An 18,728-nucleotide genomic window follows, 5' to 3' on the forward strand; every position below is an offset into this window, starting at 1 on the left:
GTCGCCCTCCTCATACTAGGCGCGGCTCGCGCGGGTGGGATAGCTCGCGGACATGCGCACCGCACTCTACTGCACCGCGGGCCTTGCAGCGCTCGCCGTCCTCCCGCTCGGCGCCGCCCGCAGCGTCCTTGCGGGGACCGCCGCGATCCTGTTGGAAGCGGCGCCGTTCCTCTGCATCGGGTCGCTGCTCGGGCGCATCGCCGCCCGCCGCGACGCGGTGGCGTTCGCCGGATGCGGATGCGGCCGCGGCCCGTCCGCGCGTTCGATACCAGCGACGCTTGCAACGGGGGTGCTCTTCGGCCCATTCGTGGCGGCGGCGCGCTTCATCGCGGCGACATTCATCGCACGACGTATCGCGTTGCGACCGGCGGCGCACGGCCATGCCCACGAGTCGGGTTTGCTGGACGAGTTGCTTGCATTGTTGCCCGCCGCCGTGCTGGCCGCACTCGTGGCTCAAGCTGCGCCCTTCATTGCGCTGAACAAACTCACGCCCGCGATCCAACTCCTCTGCGGCGTTGCGCTCGGGTTTTTCGCATCGCCTTGCGCGCTCGGCGCTGTCGCCTTCGCCGCAGCATTGCGCGTGCAGTCGTCGCTCGCCGCTTGGGCGTATCTCGCCATCGCAGGCATCTTCGACGTGCACGCCTTCCGCGCACGCAAGCGCATGTCGCAATGCGGCCACGATCCCACGGCATACGTCCTACTGGCCTGCGCGTTCGCAATCGTCGCCGCGCGCCGCGGCGACGCGCTCGTCCATCCGCTATTCGCCGCGCCGTTCGTTGCAACGGCGCTCGTTGCGATGTACGCGGCATGGATGCATCGGCGGTCGCACTCCGCGCGCGCCAGAATCGTGCCCGCGCTCGTGCTGGCCGCAAGCGTCCTCGCAGCGCCCGCCCCGCAGTATCGCGCGACGGAAACCACGATGGCGCAACTCTTCCCCGGCGAACGGCTAGCATTTACGGGCACGCTCGTGCGCCACGCTCGTAACGACGCGCTCGTTCGCTACGCGATCACTTGCTGCCGCGCCGACGCCCAACCTGTCGCCGTGCGTCTATCGCAGCCGCTTCCCTACGCCGCCGGAACGTGGATCCACGCCGAAGGCCGCATCGTGCGGCGCGACGACCAACTCGTCCTCGTCCCGCTAACGTCCCGCGCCATTCCCCCACCCACCGACCCGTTCGTCTACCGATGACAGGCAAGCAAGCCGCGAAATTGCCAAACTATACCTCATTGGAGTATAGTTGATGCCTGGCCTAGAGTTCGCCGGCTTTGAGTGGGACCAGAGCAAAAGCGCCCGGTGCCTTAGAGAGCGCGGCTTCGATTTCGACTACGCAGCCAGGGTCTTTTTTGCCGCATTTTCGGAGCGGGAAGCCCGGCGCGGTCCATACGACGAGATGCGTTTTCTCGTAATCGGCGAGGTTGGCGATGTCGTTATCGCTGTCGTTTGGACTCAACGCGGAAATCTAAGAAGAATCATATCAGCGCGGCCTGCGTCGCGCGCCGAAAGGAAGCAGTTCTATGAGTACCGTGAGGCGCAGCAACAAGGACATTCGTGAAGGTCCCGGTCGGATCGATCGGGCGAAAATCGCAACTTTTACGGATCGAACCATCGAGCGTTTTGCGCGCGACGACCAGAGCGAAGCGGCGCAATTTGGAGCACCGCGCTTCGTACCGCCACAGACCGACGTACGCGCCCTGCGTGACCGCCTGGGGCTCTCCCAATCGGAATTTGCGTCCACGTATCTGCTATCCGTGCGGACGATTCAACAATGGGAGCAAGGCCAGCGCGAGCCTTCGGAACCGGCGCGGGTGCTTCTGTACGCCATCGCACGCGACGCAAAAGCCGTCAAGCGCGCGCTGCATCGCGCCTAAACGGCCTAGCTTAGCGTCGGCGCGCTTCCAACACCTCGACCGGGATGCCGTTCGGGTCTTCGATGAATGCGATCGCGCGCGTTCCGCCCGGCGAACGATAGACGTCCTTGAGGATTTTCACGCCGTTGGCTTTGAGCTGCGCGATGTACGGCTCCAACGCGCCGTCGGCTTCGAGCGCGAGGTGCTCGTACCGGTTGCCGATCGCGTACGGCGGGTGCTCTTCCAAATCGTAGACCAGCTCGATGTACGCGTTCCAATCCTTGCCGACGAACGCCATATCGGCGTTGCCGGGATAGTGGTTGGGGCCGTCTAGCAGCGTGAGCCCGAGCTTCTCGGTGTAGAACGCAATCGATTCGGCCATATCGTTGACGAAGATCGACGTGTGTAGAAAACGTGGCATGCTTCCCTCTTTTACCCAAGCATCGGCGGAATCCGCCGTAGGCGTTCGATCGCTTCTCGCTCGATCGTGCGAACGATCTCTCCGGCAGGGCGAACGCCTTCCAGCTGGCCGACGGATTGGCCGGCGTAGACGTGCGCGACGGAGAAATCGCCCGCTTGTTTGGCGCGCTCGAAATCTTGCACCGCGGCCGCATCGCTCAGCAGCGCGTCTTCATGTTGATCCCATCGCTCGACGAACGGATTGCGCAACGCGCGCCCCGAGAATTCGGGCGTCCAGCCGGTGTGCTGCAAGCGGTCGTACACGGAGGTTCGCAGCGTCTGCGTTTCGTCGCTTGCTGCGATCAACGCCTGAGCCGCCGGGTTGGTACGGCTCTCGGTCGCCATCAAAAACGGGGTGCCGATCCAGGCTCCCGCCGCCCCGGCCGCGATGACCGCCGCAAGGCCGCGACCGCTGACGATCCCGCCCGCAGCGAGCACCGGCCGATCGGTCATGTCGAGAACGATCTGCAGCAGCGGCAGCGTACCGACCGCACCGGTGTGCCCTCCGGCTTCGGTCCCTTGAGCGACGAGCACGTCGACGCCGGCATCGATCGCGCGCTGCGCGAGCGCACGGCTCTGTACCTGCGCCGCAACCAGAATGCCGCGCGAATGCAATCGGTCAACATACGGCTGCGGATCGCCGAACGAGATACAGACCAAACGCGGCTGCGCTTCGATCGCGAGCTCGAACAACTCGGGGCGGCGCCGCACCATCCATTCCACCAAGCCGACGCCGAATCGGCCGTTGCCGCCGGCCGCGACGATACCCACCTGCTCCCGAATGCTCGCGGTGCTCTCGCCCTCCGCAAAGCCGAGCATCCCGAACCCGCCCGCATCGCCCACCGCTCGCGCGAGGGCGCCGCCGGCCTGCGGCGTCATCGCGCCGTTCAAGATCGGAACCTCAATCTCGAGCAGCCGGCAAATCTCGGTGGCAATGGGCATGAGCGACCCCCTCGGTACCTACATATTAGTGCAAGAAGTACCGGTAGGATGAAAAGACGAGCGCTACGCCGAGGCGGTCGGCGGCGGCGATAACCTCTTCGTCGCGCACGGATCCGCCGGGCGCAATAATCGCCGAGCACCCCGCCTCGGCCGCGGCTTCGAGGCCGTCGGCGAACGGGAAGAATCCGTCACTCGCGCAGGCGGCGCCGCGCGCACCCTCGCCCGCGCGATGGCCCGCGATTTTTACCGCGCTGACGCGATTGGTTTGGCCGGCGCAGATGCCGCGCGTCGTGCCGCCGTTGACGATAACGATGCCGTTCGATTTGACATGGCGCACGACGTCCCACGCGAAGGCGAGATCGTGCCACTCCTGCGGCGTCGGCTGACGCTTGGAGACCACGCGCCACGTTTCGGTCGGCGCTTCCGGATTGTCGTCTTCCGCCAAGATACCGCCGAGCGCGCTACGCACGCGAAGCTCCCGAGCTAATTCGTCGGGTAAGCCCGGCGCGAAACGCATCACGCGCAGGTTTTTCTTCTTGCGTAGTATCTCAAGCGCTTCGGCGCTAAATTCGGGCGCTGCCACGATCTCCAGGAAGAATTTTGAAAGCGATTGCGCGGCTGCGGCGTCGATCGGCGCGTCGGTCGCGACGATGCCGCCGAACGCCGAGACCGGGTCCGCCTCGAGGGCATCGTGCACGGCCTTCGCCACGCTGGAACGCTGCGCGACACCGCACGGTACCGTATGTTTCACCACCGCGGCGCGCACGAAGCGCTCGCGTTCGCTATCGAACTCCGCTCCCAGCGCTGCGCGGGAGAGCAGGCGCAGCGTCGCGTCGAGATCGAGCAAGTTGTTATAGGAGAGCGCCTTGCCGTGCAATTGCTCGGGCAGGCGCGACGGGCGATCGAGATAGAACGCCGCGCGATTTTGCGGGTTCGTTCCGTACCGCAACCGCTGCGAGAGCGGTAGCGTAAGCGTCAGGGCTCCGGGGAGGTCGCCCGGCAGCAGCGTCCCTTCGCTCCCGAGATAATGCGAGATCGCGACGTCGTATTCGGCGGTGCGTTCGAATGCCGCCACGGCGTACTTACGCCGCAGTGCGAGCGGCACTTCACCTGCGTCCAGGGCCGTTAGAAACTCGGCGTATTGGGACGAATGCGTGAGCACGCACACGTGCGCGAAGTTTTTCGCCGATGCGCGCAGCAGCGAAACGCCCCCGATATCGATCTGCTCGATCGCCTCGCCGAGCGTCGTGCCCTCGCGCGCGACCGTCGCTTCGAACGGGTAGAGATTGACGACGACCGTAGTGATCGGCGCGATCGCGTATTTTTCGGCTTGCGCGCGGTGCTCGGCATTATCGCGATCGTACAGGATCGCGCCGAACACCTTGGGGTGCAGCGTTTTTACGCGACCGTCGAAAAGCGCGGGGAAACCGGTCATATCGCCCACGTCGTGCGCGGGAATGCCGTGTTGTTCGAGCAACGCCTTGGTGCCGCCGGTCGCATAGATGATGGTGCCGCGTTCGTGCAGCGCGCGGGCGAGTTCGGGCGCACCGGTCTTATCGGAGAGCGAGAACAGCGCCGCGGGTTTTGTCGTGTCAGGCAAGTGCCAGCTCCGGCTCGCGCTCGGTGAGTTCGGCCGAAACCAGCGCGCTCACGCCCGCTTCGCCCATCGTTACGCCGTACATCCGGTCGGCAAGCTCCATCGTTTTCTTGTTGTGCGTCACGAGAATCATTTGCGCGTCGGCAGCCATGCCGCGTACCGCATCGGAGAAGCGTTCCACGTTCATATCGTCGAGCGCCGCATCAACTTCGTCGAGCAGATAGAACGGCGACGGCTTCACCGCGATGAGCGCGAAGATGAGCGCCGCGGCGGTCATGGCACGTTCGCCGCCGGAGAGCGCGGCGAGCGGCATCAACTTCTTGCCCGGGGGTTGCACCGAAATTTCGATGCCCGTCTCCGAGAGATTCTCCGGGTTGGTTTGCCACATCTTGGCCTGGCCGCCGGGGAAGAGCTGCGCGTATTTTTCGGTGAAGGCCGCCGAGACTTTTTCGAACGTTTCGTTGAACTGTACTTGCGATTGCTGCTCGATTTCTTTGATCGATTCAAGCAGCGTCTCGCGAGCGCGCGCTAGGTCCTCCATCTGCGTGCGCAGGAAGGTGTCGCGCTCGGCCAACTCGTCGCGCTCGGCCTCCGCGTTGAGATTGACGTTGGCGGAGAGGCGCGCGAGTTCTTCGCGCAGGCGCGGCAATTCATCCACAACCGCGTCGGCTTCATCTTTGTAGCGCTCCTCGACATCCTTGCACTCGTCGTCGGTCGCCGGATTCTGCGCGAATTGCGAAACCAGCATGCCCAACTCGGCCTCGATTTCGGCCAGTCGCGTGCGGAAGTGTTCGCCGCCCGCGGCGGCTTCGCGCTCTTCGTTTTGTGCCGTCCGCACGTCGGCTTCGAGCTGGAGTTGGCGATTGCTCATCTCCTCGCGCTCGCGCCGGGCTATTTCGAGCTTGCCGTCCAGCTCGCGAACGCCGGACTGCAAGCCTTCGACGTGCGCGTGGGCGCTACGCGTTTGCTCGAAGAGCGACGCGATTTCGGCGAGCATCTGTTCGCGAGCGACGTGGGCGCGCTCGCTATTTTGGTCGAGCATCCCCAGGCGCGCTTTCGACGCGTCGCGTTCCGCCGTCAGCGCGGCCGAACGCTCGCGCAGATCGCTCGCAAGGCGGCTGGCATCGGCTTGAGCGGCCTCGGCCTGCGCGATCTCTTCGCGCGCTCGTGCAAGTTCGGCTTCGAGACGATGGCGATCTTCGTCGCTCGCGAGCGCTTCGGGCTCGTCGCCCTCATAGGTGCGCTCGCGTTCGAGCGAGCGTTCCATTTTTTCAACCAGTTCGGCGACGACCTTGCGCGCGGTCTCGACGTCGGCGTGCATGCGCTCGACGTCGCTCGCGAGCGAGAGCATCTCCGCCCGCACTTCGGCGAGCTGCAGCTCTTGCTTGGCAAGCGCGTCGCGAGCGGCATCGCGTTCGCCGACGGCGAGTTCGGCGGCTTGGCTCGCGGTTTGGGCGCGCTGTTCGAACTCTTCGAGCTTGCGACGCATCTCGACCAACTGTACGCGCAGCCCCTCGGCCTGCACGCGCCGCGCGAGAATCGATTTTTCGCGTTTGAAGCGGCCGCCGGTAATGGCACCGCCGCCGGCGATCTGCTCGCCCGAGAGCGTGACGATCGTATCGCGGAAGCCGCGCCCGCGGACCAGCGCGATGCCGGTCTGCAGCGTATCGACGATCAGCACGTTGCCGACCAGGAAGCGGACGACGCCTTCGTACTGCGCCGACGTGCGTACGAGCGCGTGCGCGTAACCGATTACGCCCGGAGTCCGTTCGAGATCGGCCGTCAGCTGTTTGGCTTCGCGATTGGCCAGCGTATCGAGCGGCAAGAACGTCGCGCGCCCCTGTTCGCTGCGATTGAGATATTCGATCGAGCGTTCCGCGTCTTCGGAGGTGGTGGTGATGATGTTGGAGAGACGCGCGCCGAACGCAACGTCCATCGCGCGAGCGTAGCGCTCGTCGGTGGTGATGAGGTTGGAGACGATTCCCTCGATGCCGCGCAGGTCGCCTCGCTGCCAGGCTTCGACCACGGCGCGCGTTCCCGGCACGTGGCCCTCGAGCGAGTTTTCCAGTTCCTCGATCGTATGCAGGCGCGATTCGGCCGCCTTTACATCGCCGATCTGTTCGCGATGCAACGCGAGCGCGTGCCCGAGCTCCGCCTGCGATTGCGCGACGCCGCCTTCGGCCGACTCCATGCGCGAGCGCGCCTCGATCAGGTGCGCTTCGAATGCGCCGAGCTGCGCTTCGCGTTCGGCGTATTTATGCGCGGCGGCTCCCGCCGCGATCTCCAGATGGGCGCTGCGCTCGCGCGCGGTGTGCGCCTCGCCTTCGAGCCGCTCCGCCTCGGCGCGCAGGTTCTCGCTCTGCACGCGACGCTCGGCTTTCTTGGCGGCAAACGTCGATGCGGCGGCTTCGACTTCGCGCAGACGCGTGAAGATGGAGTCCAGCTGCGCGCGCGCGTGGGCGAGCGCGGTCTGCGCGGCGAGTTCGCGCTCGCGCGCGGCCTCGACTTCGCCGGCCAGCGGTTCGAGCCGGGCTTCCAGCGCGGCGATCGTCGTCCCGAGTTCTTCGCGTTCCTGTTGAACGCGTTCGACGTCTTGTGAGGTCTGCGTCGATTGCGCTTCGAGCGCTTCGCGCCGCGCCAACGCGGCCGCGTAATCGGCTTCGGTGCGCGCTAGCTCGGCACGCCGCGATTGGGCCTGCGAACGCAGCTCTTCGAGCTGCAATTCGGCTTGATACGTGCGCGTGCGCAGTTCCGCGAGGTTCGCTCCGAGCGATGCCGATTTTGCCGAAGCCGCGCCGCGCACGTCGTCGTTTTTCTCGATCTCGACGCGGAGCATCTCGCGCTCTTCGCGCCGCGATGCGCTGGCGCGAATGTAGGCGAGGATCTCCAGATCGCGCGTGCGCGCGCTGACCTTGCGATAACGCTTGGCGCGGCGGACCTGCGTTTCGAGTTCGGGGATGCGGCGCTCGATTTCCGAGACCAAATCGTTGATGCGGATCGCGTTCTGTTCGGTCTGCTCAAGGCGGCGCAGCGATTCGTTCTTGCGGGCGAGAAACTTATTGATGCCCGCGGTCTCTTCGAACAGCGCGCGGCGTTCGCTCGGCTTGCTGACCAAGATCGAATCGATCTGGCCCTGCGAGACGATCGAATACGAGCCCGGGCCGAGGCCCGTACCCATCAACAACTCGACGATATCGCGCAAACGTACCTGATTGCGGTTGATGAAATACTCGCTGTCGCCCGCGCGGTAGGCGCGGCGCGTGATCTCGACTTCACTATATTCGGTGGGTAGCTTGCCGTCGGAGTTATCGAAGGTCATCGACACTTCGGCCAGGCCCAGCGGCTTACGCTTATCGTTGCCCGCGAAGATGACGTCTTCCAATTTACCCGAGCGCAGCGACTTGCTCGACGTCTCGCCGAGTACCCAGCGAAACGCATCCACGAGGTTCGATTTTCCGGAACCGTTCGGCCCGACGATCGCCGTAATGCCGCCCGAGAATTCGAGCGTGGTCGGTTCGGCAAACGTTTTAAAGCCGAAGGCTTTGATCTTCTTGAGTTTCACGTGGTTACGTCCTTGGATTTCGAGAGCGATGAAAGAGCCGATTCCGCTGCGGCTTGCTGGGCTAGCTTCTTCGAGAGACCGGCCCCAGTTCCCAACAAGCGCTCCCCCACGCTCACCTGGGAGAAGAACGAGGGGGCCTGCGGGGTCCCCCGCTGTTCTTCGCGATAGACGGGCGTAGCGCCCAGATGCTCCTGCGCGTAATGTTGAAGCCGCGTCTTGGGGTCGAGCAGCGCGTCCGGGGCATGATCGAGCTGGAGGATGTGCTGCTCCACGACGAAGCGGCGCGCTTTCTCGAGGCCGTACCGAAGGTAGAGGGCAGCGACGAAGGCCTCGAAGGCATCCGCCAGGATCGAGGTGTTATCGCTGCCGCCGGCATTGCGCATGCCGACCCCGAGCTGCACCATATCGCCGAAGCCGATGCGCCGCGCCGTGCGCGCGAGCTGCCCGTCGTTGACGATCGCCGCCTTTCGCACCGTGAGGTGCCCTTCGGACTCCTCGCCGAAGCGTTCGTACAGCCAACCGGCCGTGACGAAGCCGAGCACCGAGTCGCCCAAAAACTCCATCCGCTCGTTGGAGGGCGCTTTGGTTTCTTTAGAAGCGCTTTCGTGCACGAAGGATTGCTCGATGAGGCCGAGATCTCCGGCGCTTTTCACACCCGCGAGCCGCAGCAGTACGCGTAGGCGCCGCCTGTGCGCTTCGCCGCTCACGTCGCGCTATGGTCGCGGTTTCGCGAACACGATCACGCTGTTGTGCCCGCCGAATCCAAACGAATTGGAGAACGCGATATCGACTTTTCCGCGGCGCGCGATATTCGGCACGTAATCGAGCGTGCACTCCGGGTCGGGATTTTCGTAGTTGATCGTCGGCGGCATCAGGTCGTTCTGCACCGCGAGTACCGTCGCAACGCCTTCGATACCGCCCGCGGCGCCCAAAGCGTGCCCGTGCATCGATTTGGTCGAGCTCACACCCATGGCGCGCGCGTGTTCGCCGAAGGCCTTTTCGATCGCCTTCGATTCGGCCGGGTCGCCGGTCGGCGTCGAGGTGCCGTGGGCGTTGATGTAATCCACTTGCTCCGGCGTAATCCCGGCACTCGCGAACGCGCGCTCAAATGCGAGCGCCACGCCGTGGCCGTCGGGATCGACCGCAACCAGATCGTACGCGTCGGCGGATTGGCCGTACCCGAGCACTTCGGCATAAATCTTCGCGCCGCGTGCCTTGGCGCTTTCGTATTCCTCAAGAATCAGAATGCCCGCGCCTTCGCCGAGTACGAAACCGTCGCGATCCTTATCGAAGGGGCGGCTCGCCCTGGTGGGGTCGTCGTTCCGCGTCGACATCGCGCGCATCGAGCAGAAGCCGCCGACCGCGAGCGGCGAGATGGTCGCCTCGCTGCCGCCGGTCACCATCGCGATCGCGTCGCCGTTGGCGACCAAGTTGTACGCCGTGGCGATCGCGTCGTTCGCGCTCGCACACGCGCTCGCTGCCGAAAAGAACGGCCCTTGGAAGTGGTACTTCATCGAAATGTGCGCCGGCGCCGCATTGGCCATCAGCATGGGAATGAAGAACGGCGTCACCTTGGACCACGTGCCGTTCTTAGCCGCAATCTCCGAATTGTGCCAGAACGTGAGGATGCCGCCGATGCCCGTGCCGATGATGCCGCCGACCCGCTTGCGGAACTCGTCGTCGTCGGGGAAGGCCGCGTCGGCGATCGCCTCGGCAGCCGCGACGAACGCGTACTGCGAGAAGCGGTCCATGCGCCGCGCCTCCTTGCGGCCGATCAGCTCCTCGGCGTTGAAATCCTTGATCTCGGCGGCGATGCGCGTATTGAAATCGGTCGCATCGAAGGCCGTGATCGGCCCAACACCCGACTCGCCGGCGATCAAACGGCGCCAGAACTCCGGAACGGTATTTCCTAGTGGCGTGACGGCTCCAAGACCGGTTACCACGACTCTTCTCTTGTCCAAAACCCCACCAAATTACGGCGAGTCCGCATTCCGACCTGCTCCCGGCGTGCCCAAAAGCACCCCGTTTGGGGCGGCCGAGCGAGCCACCGCCTGCGAACGCCGGGGCAATAGCCATTCGTTGACCTGGGTAGACACATAGAATCTGGAGGACAAAACACCATGAACGTGATGAAATCGACCCTGGGCCTGATCCTGGCAGGCGGACTATTGATGGCCGGGACGGCGGCGACGGCCCTGGCGGACGGCCACGGGCATGGCGATGACCATGGCAACCAGCAGCAACAGCAGCAGCAGAACAATCCGTACCAGTACGGCCAGTACGGGAACCAGAACAACAACGGCGGCGACGACAACAACGGCCGAGGCGAGCAAGAGAACGGCAACCAAAACGCCCACAATTGCGTCAATCCGGCCGGCAAAGAGCGCGGCTGGTGCAAGCACAACGGCTACAACAATAACCAAAACGGCTACTACGGCAACAACCAAAACGCGCAGTTGCACGGCATCATCACCGGCGTGAGCGGCGACACCGTCAGCATCCTGCAAGGCCTCACGACGATCAGCTTCGATGCGACCGCGGCCATTCAGCGCAATAACGTGAACGGCTCGCTCTACCCGACCCGCTCGATCACGGCGTACGGCTACTGGGACAACAACCACTACTTCCACGCCAACGCGATTCGCTAAACGCCCGGCTGCGGTATGATAGCGGCGTGAAGCGATTCGCCCTCGGACTGATGCTCCTAGCCCTGGCGGCAGCCGCCGCCGGGCCGGCGAGCGCCGACCAGACCTTCTACCACGCGTCGACCGGCCCAAACCCGGGCGTCGCGACGCCCGGGCCCAACGCCTCGGGCGTGAACGTCGAATACATCTATCCGCCCTACTACGGGCAGCCGTGCTTACGCAACGGCCATTACGTCGACTGCCGGTGCCCTCGCACGCAGGGCTGGAACCGCTGCCGCCCATGGCCGCGCCCCGGCCGGTTCACGCCCGCACCGCGGCGTAGGCGCATCCCCGGGCCACCCATTCCGCGCCCGGTCCGGCCGCTAGCCAACCCCGTTCGCCCGGCCGTCCCACCGCCGGCGCCCCCGATCCGCGCCTGGCCCGGCTTCGGCAGCCCGGCTCCAGCACCGTAGCGCAAATTATATCTCCTGGAGTATAATCATGGGCATGAGTGGCGTGGATCCATTGGGCGATCGTCTCCGAGCGGAACGGCGCGCGCGAGGCCTCTCGCAGCAGGACGTCGCGACTTCCGCCGGCGTCACCCAGCCCTACATTTCTCGGCTGGAGCGAAACGATACGAACGTGGAACTCGCTGGTTTTCGGCGGGTCGCGAGCGCGGTCGGGCTGCGCCTCACGCTCGAGGCGGCACACACCCCGCCGATGGTTTCGGAGCCGTACGGTGAGGACGAGATCGCGAACCGTCAATATTTGATCGGCCGGCTCGCTGCAAAGCGCCTCACGGCGCAACGCATCGCGCAATTTCGCGTATGGCTAGAGCTCGCTCGCGAACGCCTCGGCGATTATTCCTATTTTCGCAGATGGCTTGAGATTATCGCCGAAGGGCCAAGCGCGATCGAAGCCACCATGACCGACGCAACGGAGTTCGGCCGCTACATGCGATCGGTCGCAACGCTTCGCCCGTTTGTCTCGCAGCAGGAGCGCGATTCATTTTATCGGCCCGAGCCACCGTCAACGACCGAGTGAAATCGCAAGACGCCGATCGCCTGATCGTTGCATTCGCCGCGCTCCTAAACGCACATCGCGTACTGATCGTTGGTTCGCAAGCGCTGCACGGAACGCACCCGGATCCGCCCATCGCTGTCGTCGAAGCGTCGCGAGAAGTCGACATCGTGCCGCTACCTTTTGAAGAATACGAGCGCTGGTTCTACTATGCGCACGAACGGCTCGGCGCGGATTCAGAATTCGATGTGGAGCATGGTATCTACGTCGACATGGTGCGCGACCGCGTACCAAAACTTCCGCCCGGGTGGGAATCGCGTAGCATCGAACGGGCGCTCCAGATCGATGATTCGCGCAGCGTCACCGCAGTTTATCCCGAATTGCACGACCTTTTGGTTTCGAAACTCCTAGCGAATCGAGCCCAAGATGAAGCGTTCTTGCGCGGCGTAACGAAGCTCGGACGGATCGACCCCTTCGTTTTACGCGAGCGGCTCCTAAGCGTTCCGCTACCGGAGGAGAAGGAGCCGCTTCGCGGATGGGCATTCGCGGCCATTGGACGATGCTTTAGGCTAGAAGCGTAGCGTGTAGCGGTCGTTGGCGCGGTTGCAATCTTGCGTTTTTGTGGGGGACGGGTGGCGCACGTCGAGCTGGAACGTAAGCTCCGTCGTTCCTTTACCGGCTTGGCGCGATCGCGACGACGTGTAGGTGAAGGAGTACGACTGGCCCGCCTTGAGCGCCGGAACGCCTCGCTCGTCGAGCTTGATGCCGTTTTCGAAAATGTCGACGAACTGCAGCGTATTCCCGGCTTGTGCCGTGCCCCCGGCATTGGTGACCGTGCCGGCGAGATGATAGCGATGGAGGCCGCCGTCGCGGACCACGCTCTGGACTGCGACGGAAACGATGGCCGGATCGGGCCCGGAGCAAGTCGTTGCGGCGGAAGCCACGGCGGTCTGTGCGAGCAGAAGCAGCGCGACGGCGATCGGGCGGAACAGGTACATAGGAGACCCCTTTCAAGCTGGCTACCATAGATGTACCCCGGCCGCATACGGAACCCACATTACGAGCGGCAGGCAGCTTGGCGAGCGGCCCGGCCTCCCAAAGTCGTTTGACGGCGGGCCGTGGGGTGCGCTATACTCTCCCGGCTATGTTCCTGTTCGATCTTCAGCTGTTCGCCTCCAAAAAAGGCGCCGGCTCCACCCGTAACGGCCGCGATTCCAATGCGCAGCGCCTTGGCGTCAAACGCTTCGGCGGCGAGCGCGTCATCGCGGGCAATATCCTCGTCCGCCAGCGTGGCACCAAGTTCTATCCCGGCGAAAACGTCGGCATCGGGCGCGACCACACGCTGTTTGCGCTGGCCGAGGGAACCGTCGAGTTTTCGATGCGCCGCAATCGCCAGCACATCAACGTGCGGCCCGTCGCAGCCTAAGCTCCTCCCCACCACCCTTTAAAAGAGGGCCGTAGTCGGCCCTCTTTGTTTTTCTAACGAACGATAGACGATAACGTGCAATTCATCGACGAAGCCACCATCACGGTCGCTGCCGGCAACGGCGGAGACGGCGTCGTCGCGTGGCGTCGTGAAAAGTACGAGCCCAACGGCGGCCCGGCGGGCGGCGACGGCGGGCGCGGCGGCAGCATCTATCTCGAAGCCAGCCCCGAGCTCTCCACCCTGGTGGAGTTCCGCTTCAAGCGCGCGTTCAACGCCGAATCCGGCAAGAACGGCGGCACCTCGAACAAGTCGGGCCGCAGCGGCGACGACCTGACGGTGCTCGTGCCCGTGGGCACCATCGTCTACCGCACCGTCGAAGGCAAAGCCGAAACGTTTCTCGTGGATCTGGCCAAAGCCGGCGACCGCGTGATGCTGGCCAAGGGCGGCCGCGGGGGCCTGGGCAACCAGCACTTCGCAACCAGCGTGCGCCAAGCGCCGCACTTCGCCGAAAAGGGCGAGCCCGGCGAGCACTACGGTGCGCGGCTGGAGCTGAAATTGCTCGCCGACTGCGGCGTGATCGGCGTACCGAACGCGGGCAAATCGACGCTGCTCTCGGTGGTGTCGGCCGCGCGCCCGAAGATTGCCGATTATCCGTTTACCACCCTCGAGCCGCAGCTCGGCGTCGTGCGCGTTTCGGAAGAAGAATCGTTCGTGATGGTGGACGTGCCGGGCCTGATTGAAGGCGCGCACGAAGGCGCGGGCCTGGGCGACCAATTTTTACGCCACGTCGAACGCACGCGCATGCTCGTGCATCTGCTCGACGGCGCAAAATCGCTTGAAGAGATGCTGCTCGATAAGACGACGATCGATGCGGAACTCGCGGCGTGGAACCCCAAGCTGGTTGAAAAGCCGACGCTGGTGGTGGTGAGCAAACTCGATCTGCCCGACGCGCAAGAGCGTTTGCGCGAAGTGCGCGAGCGCTTCCCCGACGCGCGCGGCATCAGTTCGGCCACGCAAGAAGGCGTGCGCGAGTTGGTCTACGCGGTATGGCAGGCGATCAAAGATGCGCCGATGCCGGAGATCGTCGTTCCGCCGCCCGCGCTCATCGAATTGCGTCCGCAAGACGCGTTTACGATCCGGCGAGAGGGCGACGGCACGTTCGTAGTGTTGGGCGACCGCGTCGAGCGCTTGGCTGCAATGACGAATTTCGATTCGGACGAGGGCCTCGCGCATTTCGAACACGTGCTTGCGAAAATGGGTGTCGAGAAAAAACTGCGCGATATGGGCGCGGCCGAGGGGGACACCGTTCGTATCGCCGAGTACGAATTCACCTATTCATGAAGCTAGGGATTTTCGGCGGAACGTTCGACCCGATTCACAACGCGCATCTCTTCGTTGCGGAATCGGCGCGCATTCTCGAAGGGCTCGATCGCGTGCTCTTCGTTCCAACCAACAACCAACATTATCGCAACGCCGCGCAAGTTGGGCCGGAGCATCGTTGCGCGATGGTGCTGGGCGCGATCGCCAGCAACCCCGCCTTCAAACTCGACGACACGGACCTGCGCAAAGACGCGACCGGCTACACCGCCGATTTGCTGCCGCGCCTGCGCGAGAAGTACCCGGACGCGCAGTTTACGTTCATCATCGGTGCCGATTCGCTCGCGAATAGCACGTGGGAGCGCTTCGACGAAGTACTCGAATCGCTCGAGCGCTTCGTGGTTGCTCCGCGCACGGGCGTGCGTCCGGATGCGCTGCAACGCGTGTTGGCGGCCGTGCCCAAGAATTTGCGCGAGCGCATTGCGACGCTGAACCTCCCCGAGTTGCCCGAATCGGCGACGCTGATTCGCACGCTGCTCTCGCAGAACAAGAGCGTGCGCTACCTCGTGCCCGAGCCCGTCTGGCAGTACATCGTCTCGCAGAAACTCTACGGCGCCGGAAGCGCCGGTGCTTAGCCGGATCGTTTTAGCCAGCGCCTCGCCGCGCCGGCTCGAACTGCTCACCTCGCTAGGGCTCGAAGTTGAGGTGCGCCCCAGCGGCTACGACGAGCCGGACGACCTGAGCATCACGCCGCTCCAGCTCGCGATCCGCCATGCCCACGCGAAAGCGTTGGACGTGGCCAAGCAATCGGGGCCGGCAGCCGGCGAGGTGATCGTGGCGGCCGATACGGTCGTCGATCTGAACGGGGTCGCGCTCAACAAGCCTAAGGACGCCGCGGACGCCGCCCGCATGCTCGGGGCGCTCTCCGGGCGCGAGCACCGCGTGCACACCGCCTATGCGATTGCCGTCCCGGCGGCTCACCCGGGCTACGCCTTGGCCGAAGCCGATGGCCTGGTTGAGGAGTCGTCCACGACGCGCGTGCGCTTCTATCGGCTCGAAGCCGAGGAGATCGCGGCGTATATCGCCAGCGGCGAGCCGATGGACAAGGCCGGCGCCTACGGCATCCAAGGGCGTGCCGCCTCGCTGGTCGAGTCGATCGAGGGCGATTTTTACACCGTCATGGGCTTTCCGCTCGGCCGCTTCGTTCGAACGATGCGCCGGTTGGGTTTTGCGTTCCCGAGCGCGAACCAAACCCGCGTCACATAAAGACGCAGCTCCGGGGGCAGCCATCTTCACGTATCGGGACGAGCGCAGACTCTTCGCATTAATCGGCATTATCATCGTCGCGGCTCTACTCGCGTTGGTGCAGATTAACGCGCAGCGGAGCGGTACCACCAGCCCGGTCGCGACCGTCGGCATGTCGGTGGTAGCGTTCGCCGAGGCTGCCACCACAGCCGTAACCGGCGGCGTCACCGGTGCGGCAACCGCAGTGCTTTCGCTTCCGCAACTCTCGAAAGAAAACGCCTCGCTGCGCGCGCAGAATCGCACGCTGACGGAAGAGAACGCGCGCTTGCACGAACTCGCCTCCGCGTATGCGAGCGAAGTAAGCGTGCAACCGATCGTCGATCTCTACCACGGCATCGCAGCGCGCGTCATCGGCTTTCCGCCCGAAAACGAAGAGCGCACCGTCACGATCGATCGAGGCTCTAACGCCGGCGTGCACAAAGACGACGGCGTGGTGGCGACCGACGGCATCGTCGGCCGCGTCGCATCCGTTACCCCGTTCTCGAGCACCGTCGTGTTGATTACCGATTACACCAGCCGGATTCCGGCGGTGGTGCGGCACGGGCGCTGGTGGGGCATCGCGCGCGGCAACGTCTCGAGCGTCCGGATGGAATTCATTCCGCAAGATGCCGTGCTGAAAGTCGGCGACGTCGTCGTCACCGGCGCAGGCCGCTCGTTCCATGCGGGCATACCGATCGGCACGATCGCGCACATCGAACGCGGCGATGCGACGCTCTACCAAACCGCCGTGCTTAAACCCGCCGTCGCGCTAGGCGCACTCGACCGCGTTGTCGTTGTCCCGAAGTAAGGCGCACGACGCGCCGTTTGTCGGGCCACGCTGGTGGATCGCCGCGGCATGGCTCGCGGTGGCCCTGGTGGCGCAGACGACGGTGATGCATTACGTGCAGTTTCGCGGCGCGGAACCGAGCTTGGTGCTGGTGACGGTGGTGTGGTACGCGATTCGCGTGGATACCCGCCGCGCGGCCGCGTACGGCCTCATCGCGGGACTCTTGCTCGATATCGTCGCCGGACAAACGGGCGGCGCGTGGACGATTTCAACCACCATGGTCGCGGTGATCGCCGGCATGCTTTCGCGCGGCTTCTTCGCCGATTCGATTCCGCTCGTCAGCGCGATCACCGGCATCGCGACGCTGCTGGACATGCTGGTGTTTTGGATCGTGCGCGCCTTTGAAGGCTATCCGTCCGGCTTAGGCTGGATGCACGCCCACGAAGCCGTCTTTCAAGCAATCTTGAACGTCGCGTTGATGGCGCTGGTGATGTCGATCGTGCGCCGCTTCGATACGCGCCTCGCATGATCGGACGCGAACGGCGACGCAGCGGATGGCGCCGCTCCCCGGCACGCTTCGCGGCCTTTATCGCGGTGCTGTGCATCGTCATCCTCGCCCTCGTGATTCGGCTGGTGCAGGTGCAAATCGTCGACGGCGCCGTGTACCGCGCAGCGGCACAGGCGAACCAGGTGCGCTTGATTCGCGTTGCCGCTCCGCGCGGCATTATCTACGACCGCTTCGGCAAGGTGATGGTGCGCAGCCGCCCGTCGTTCGTGGTGGGGTTGATCCCATCGGAAGTGACCGACATCCACGCGGTGCTGCACACGCTCTCGCAAACGCTCGGCATCGCCCAGAGCAAGCTCGAATACCGCCTGCTGCACCATCGCGGCGTGAATTACGAAAACTTCGACCAAGTGGTGACGTACGAACCGTATGGGCCGGTGGTACTGGCAACCGATCTGCCGGTCGCCAAGGTGGCGCGCATCTCGGAGCTGATGAGCGATCTCCCCGGCGTCGATTTAGAAGTGCAGCCGATCCGCGATTATCCGCGCGGATCGATCGGCGCGCATGTGTTCGGTTACGTGGGACAGATTACCGAAGGCGAATACAAACGCCTTAAAAACGAAGGCTACTCGCCGAACGACGTCGTCGGCAAAGACGGCCTGGAGTACACCTACGATCGATATTTACGCGGGACGCCGGGCGGGCAGCGCGTGGTGGTGGATGCGGCCGGAAACGTGGTGCCGAGCATCAAGCTTCCGTCCAAGCCGGCGGTGCCGGGCGATACGCTCGTGACGAACATCGATTGGCGCTTGCAGACGATCGTCGATAAGGCGCTGGCGGACGGCATCAAGAGTTGGGGCCACGGCCGGCCGCTCTCGGGCGCCGTCGTGGTAGAAGACCCGTGGACCGGCGGCATTCTCGCGCTCGCGAGCTTTCCCGAATATAATCCGAACGACTTCGCCGCCGACGATTACAAGCGCATCGAGTACTACCTCACCGACCCGAGCGAGCCGCTGTTCAATCGCGCGATCGCCGCCGCAACGCCGACCGGATCGACGTTTAAGATGGTAACGGGATCCGGCGCGATTACCGACGGCGTGATCGGCCCGACGCAAGTGGTGTACGACAACGGCGCGTGGGATTGCGGCGGATACATCGCGCGCGACATCGTTTCGGGCGGCTTGGGCAACACGACGTTCGTGCCCGCACTCGCCGCATCGAGCGACGGCTATTTCTATCGGCTCGCATACGGGCTAGGAAACAAACGGTTGCGCAAATGGGCGTTAGCGTTCGGGCTCGCCCACAGGAGCGGCATCGATTTACCCGGCGAAAGCGCGGGTAACTGGCCGACCAATGC

21 protein-coding genes are annotated in these 18,728 nt (G+C 64.4%); 14 read left to right on the forward strand and 7 right to left on the reverse strand.

Annotated elements, in window-relative coordinates:
* Positions 1–52 precede the first annotated feature (52 nt).
* From VMW12_08330 to VMW12_08340, 3 genes are read left to right on the forward strand one after another with little or no spacing between them, the layout of a single operon-like run.
* On the forward strand, positions 53–1,189 hold the full coding sequence (locus VMW12_08330; GenBank protein ID HUZ49729.1) for a hypothetical protein: 1,137 nt from the start codon (positions 53–55) through the stop codon (positions 1,187–1,189).
* Between the two features lie 52 nt (positions 1,190–1,241).
* A complete protein-coding gene (locus VMW12_08335) occupies positions 1,242–1,553 on the forward strand; it encodes a BrnT family toxin (protein ID HUZ49730.1) in 312 nt (103 codons plus the stop codon).
* The gene (locus VMW12_08340) at positions 1,516–1,869 is read left to right on the forward strand and encodes a helix-turn-helix domain-containing protein (GenBank protein HUZ49731.1); all 354 of its coding nucleotides are present in this window, start codon (positions 1,516–1,518) and stop codon (positions 1,867–1,869) included. Before VMW12_08335 ends, VMW12_08340 begins: the two co-directional genes overlap by 38 nt.
* Positions 1,870–1,879: 10 nt before the next feature.
* Here the strand turns inward: VMW12_08340 and VMW12_08345 are convergent, their stop codons facing one another.
* From VMW12_08345 to fabF, 6 genes are read right to left on the reverse strand one after another with little or no spacing between them, the layout of a single operon-like run.
* Entirely contained in the window at positions 1,880–2,269 is a 390-nt protein-coding gene (locus VMW12_08345) for a VOC family protein (GenBank protein ID HUZ49732.1), read from the reverse strand.
* Positions 2,270–2,280: 11 nt separating this feature from the next.
* Complete coding sequence (locus tag VMW12_08350; protein ID HUZ49733.1) at positions 2,281–3,249, reverse strand: nitronate monooxygenase; 969 nt, start codon at positions 3,247–3,249, stop codon at positions 2,281–2,283.
* 25 nt (positions 3,250–3,274) lie between these two features.
* Positions 3,275–4,849: a bifunctional phosphoribosylaminoimidazolecarboxamide formyltransferase/IMP cyclohydrolase gene (purH, locus tag VMW12_08355; GenBank protein HUZ49734.1), complete on the reverse strand. Its 1,575-nt coding sequence runs from the start codon at positions 4,847–4,849 to the stop codon at positions 3,275–3,277.
* The gene (smc, locus tag VMW12_08360; GenBank protein HUZ49735.1) at positions 4,842–8,408 is read right to left on the reverse strand and encodes a chromosome segregation protein SMC; all 3,567 of its coding nucleotides are present in this window, start codon (positions 8,406–8,408) and stop codon (positions 4,842–4,844) included. The genes purH and smc overlap by 8 nt, the downstream gene beginning before the upstream one ends.
* Positions 8,405–9,115 carry a ribonuclease III gene (gene rnc, locus VMW12_08365; GenBank protein ID HUZ49736.1) on the reverse strand — a complete coding sequence of 237 codons (711 nt, stop codon included), beginning with the start codon at positions 9,113–9,115 and terminating at the stop codon, positions 8,405–8,407. The genes smc and rnc overlap by 4 nt, the downstream gene beginning before the upstream one ends.
* A gap of 6 nt (positions 9,116–9,121) precedes the next feature.
* The gene (gene fabF, locus VMW12_08370) at positions 9,122–10,351 is read right to left on the reverse strand and encodes a beta-ketoacyl-ACP synthase II (GenBank protein HUZ49737.1); all 1,230 of its coding nucleotides are present in this window, start codon (positions 10,349–10,351) and stop codon (positions 9,122–9,124) included.
* A gap of 177 nt (positions 10,352–10,528) precedes the next feature.
* Here fabF and VMW12_08375 point away from each other — a divergent pair, with 177 nt between their 5' ends.
* Genes VMW12_08375 through VMW12_08390 form a run of 4 tightly spaced genes read left to right on the forward strand, consistent with a single transcriptional unit; the run spans position 10,529 to position 12,633 of the window.
* Entirely contained in the window at positions 10,529–11,056 is a 528-nt protein-coding gene (locus VMW12_08375) for a hypothetical protein (protein HUZ49738.1), read from the forward strand.
* 26 nt (positions 11,057–11,082) lie between these two features.
* Positions 11,083–11,505, forward strand: a complete 423-nt coding sequence (locus tag VMW12_08380) for a hypothetical protein (protein ID HUZ49739.1) — start codon at positions 11,083–11,085, stop codon at positions 11,503–11,505.
* A 34-nt stretch (positions 11,506–11,539) separates the two neighbouring features.
* The gene (locus tag VMW12_08385; protein HUZ49740.1) at positions 11,540–12,076 is read left to right on the forward strand and encodes a helix-turn-helix transcriptional regulator; all 537 of its coding nucleotides are present in this window, start codon (positions 11,540–11,542) and stop codon (positions 12,074–12,076) included.
* Positions 12,073–12,633 carry a DUF6036 family nucleotidyltransferase gene (locus tag VMW12_08390; GenBank protein ID HUZ49741.1) on the forward strand — a complete coding sequence of 187 codons (561 nt, stop codon included), beginning with the start codon at positions 12,073–12,075 and terminating at the stop codon, positions 12,631–12,633. Before VMW12_08385 ends, VMW12_08390 begins: the two co-directional genes overlap by 4 nt.
* Here VMW12_08390 and VMW12_08395 read toward each other — a convergent pair.
* On the reverse strand, positions 12,622–13,050 hold the full coding sequence (locus VMW12_08395; GenBank protein HUZ49742.1) for a hypothetical protein: 429 nt from the start codon (positions 13,048–13,050) through the stop codon (positions 12,622–12,624). The genes VMW12_08390 and VMW12_08395 overlap by 12 nt on opposite strands.
* 146 nt (positions 13,051–13,196) lie before the next feature.
* On the opposite strand from VMW12_08395, the gene rpmA reads away from it, so the two are divergent.
* The 7 genes from rpmA to VMW12_08430 all read left to right on the forward strand — a co-directional run.
* Positions 13,197–13,478 carry a 50S ribosomal protein L27 gene (rpmA, locus tag VMW12_08400; protein HUZ49743.1) on the forward strand — a complete coding sequence of 94 codons (282 nt, stop codon included), beginning with the start codon at positions 13,197–13,199 and terminating at the stop codon, positions 13,476–13,478.
* Between the two features lie 75 nt (positions 13,479–13,553).
* Complete coding sequence (obgE, locus tag VMW12_08405; GenBank protein HUZ49744.1) at positions 13,554–14,819, forward strand: GTPase ObgE; 1,266 nt, start codon at positions 13,554–13,556, stop codon at positions 14,817–14,819.
* Positions 14,816–15,430 (forward strand): nicotinate-nucleotide adenylyltransferase, encoded by a 615-nt coding sequence (gene nadD, locus VMW12_08410; protein HUZ49745.1) that lies wholly within the window; start codon positions 14,816–14,818, stop codon positions 15,428–15,430. Before obgE ends, nadD begins: the two co-directional genes overlap by 4 nt.
* Positions 15,423–16,061: a Maf family protein gene (locus tag VMW12_08415; protein ID HUZ49746.1), complete on the forward strand. Its 639-nt coding sequence runs from the start codon at positions 15,423–15,425 to the stop codon at positions 16,059–16,061. Before nadD ends, VMW12_08415 begins: the two co-directional genes overlap by 8 nt.
* Complete coding sequence (gene mreC, locus VMW12_08420) at positions 16,024–16,887, forward strand: rod shape-determining protein MreC (GenBank protein HUZ49747.1); 864 nt, start codon at positions 16,024–16,026, stop codon at positions 16,885–16,887. Before VMW12_08415 ends, mreC begins: the two co-directional genes overlap by 38 nt.
* Positions 16,874–17,395, forward strand: a complete 522-nt coding sequence (mreD, locus tag VMW12_08425) for a rod shape-determining protein MreD (protein HUZ49748.1) — start codon at positions 16,874–16,876, stop codon at positions 17,393–17,395. The genes mreC and mreD overlap by 14 nt, the downstream gene beginning before the upstream one ends.
* Positions 17,392–18,728: penicillin-binding transpeptidase domain-containing protein (locus VMW12_08430; protein ID HUZ49749.1), on the forward strand; the 1,337-nt coding region annotated here is incomplete at its 3' end. The genes mreD and VMW12_08430, both read left to right, overlap by 4 nt.

The sequence above is a fragment of the Candidatus Dormiibacterota bacterium genome, assembly GCA_035532835.1.
In the GTDB taxonomy this organism is placed as follows: Bacteria; Vulcanimicrobiota; Vulcanimicrobiia; order Vulcanimicrobiales; family Vulcanimicrobiaceae; genus DAHUXY01.

Bases quoted from the DNA above. Each gene is read 5' to 3' on its own strand.
- VMW12_08330 (HUZ49729.1), top strand. From the start codon at position 53: ATGCGCACCGCACTCTACTGCACCGCGGGCCTTGCAGCGCTCGCCGTC.
- VMW12_08335 (HUZ49730.1), top strand. From the start codon at position 1,242: ATGCCTGGCCTAGAGTTCGCCGGCTTTGAGTGGGACCAGAGCAAAAGC.
- VMW12_08340 (HUZ49731.1), top strand. From the start codon at position 1,516: ATGAGTACCGTGAGGCGCAGCAACAAGGACATTCGTGAAGGTCCCGGT.
- VMW12_08345 (HUZ49732.1), bottom strand. From the start codon at position 2,269: ATGCCACGTTTTCTACACACGTCGATCTTCGTCAACGATATGGCCGAA.
- VMW12_08350 (HUZ49733.1), bottom strand. From the start codon at position 3,249: ATGCCCATTGCCACCGAGATTTGCCGGCTGCTCGAGATTGAGGTTCCG.
- VMW12_08375 (HUZ49738.1), top strand. From the start codon at position 10,529: ATGAACGTGATGAAATCGACCCTGGGCCTGATCCTGGCAGGCGGACTA.
- VMW12_08385 (HUZ49740.1), top strand. From the start codon at position 11,540: ATGAGTGGCGTGGATCCATTGGGCGATCGTCTCCGAGCGGAACGGCGC.
- VMW12_08395 (HUZ49742.1), bottom strand. From the start codon at position 13,050: ATGTACCTGTTCCGCCCGATCGCCGTCGCGCTGCTTCTGCTCGCACAG.
- rpmA (HUZ49743.1), top strand. From the start codon at position 13,197: ATGTTCCTGTTCGATCTTCAGCTGTTCGCCTCCAAAAAAGGCGCCGGC.
- nadD (HUZ49745.1), top strand. From the start codon at position 14,816: ATGAAGCTAGGGATTTTCGGCGGAACGTTCGACCCGATTCACAACGCG.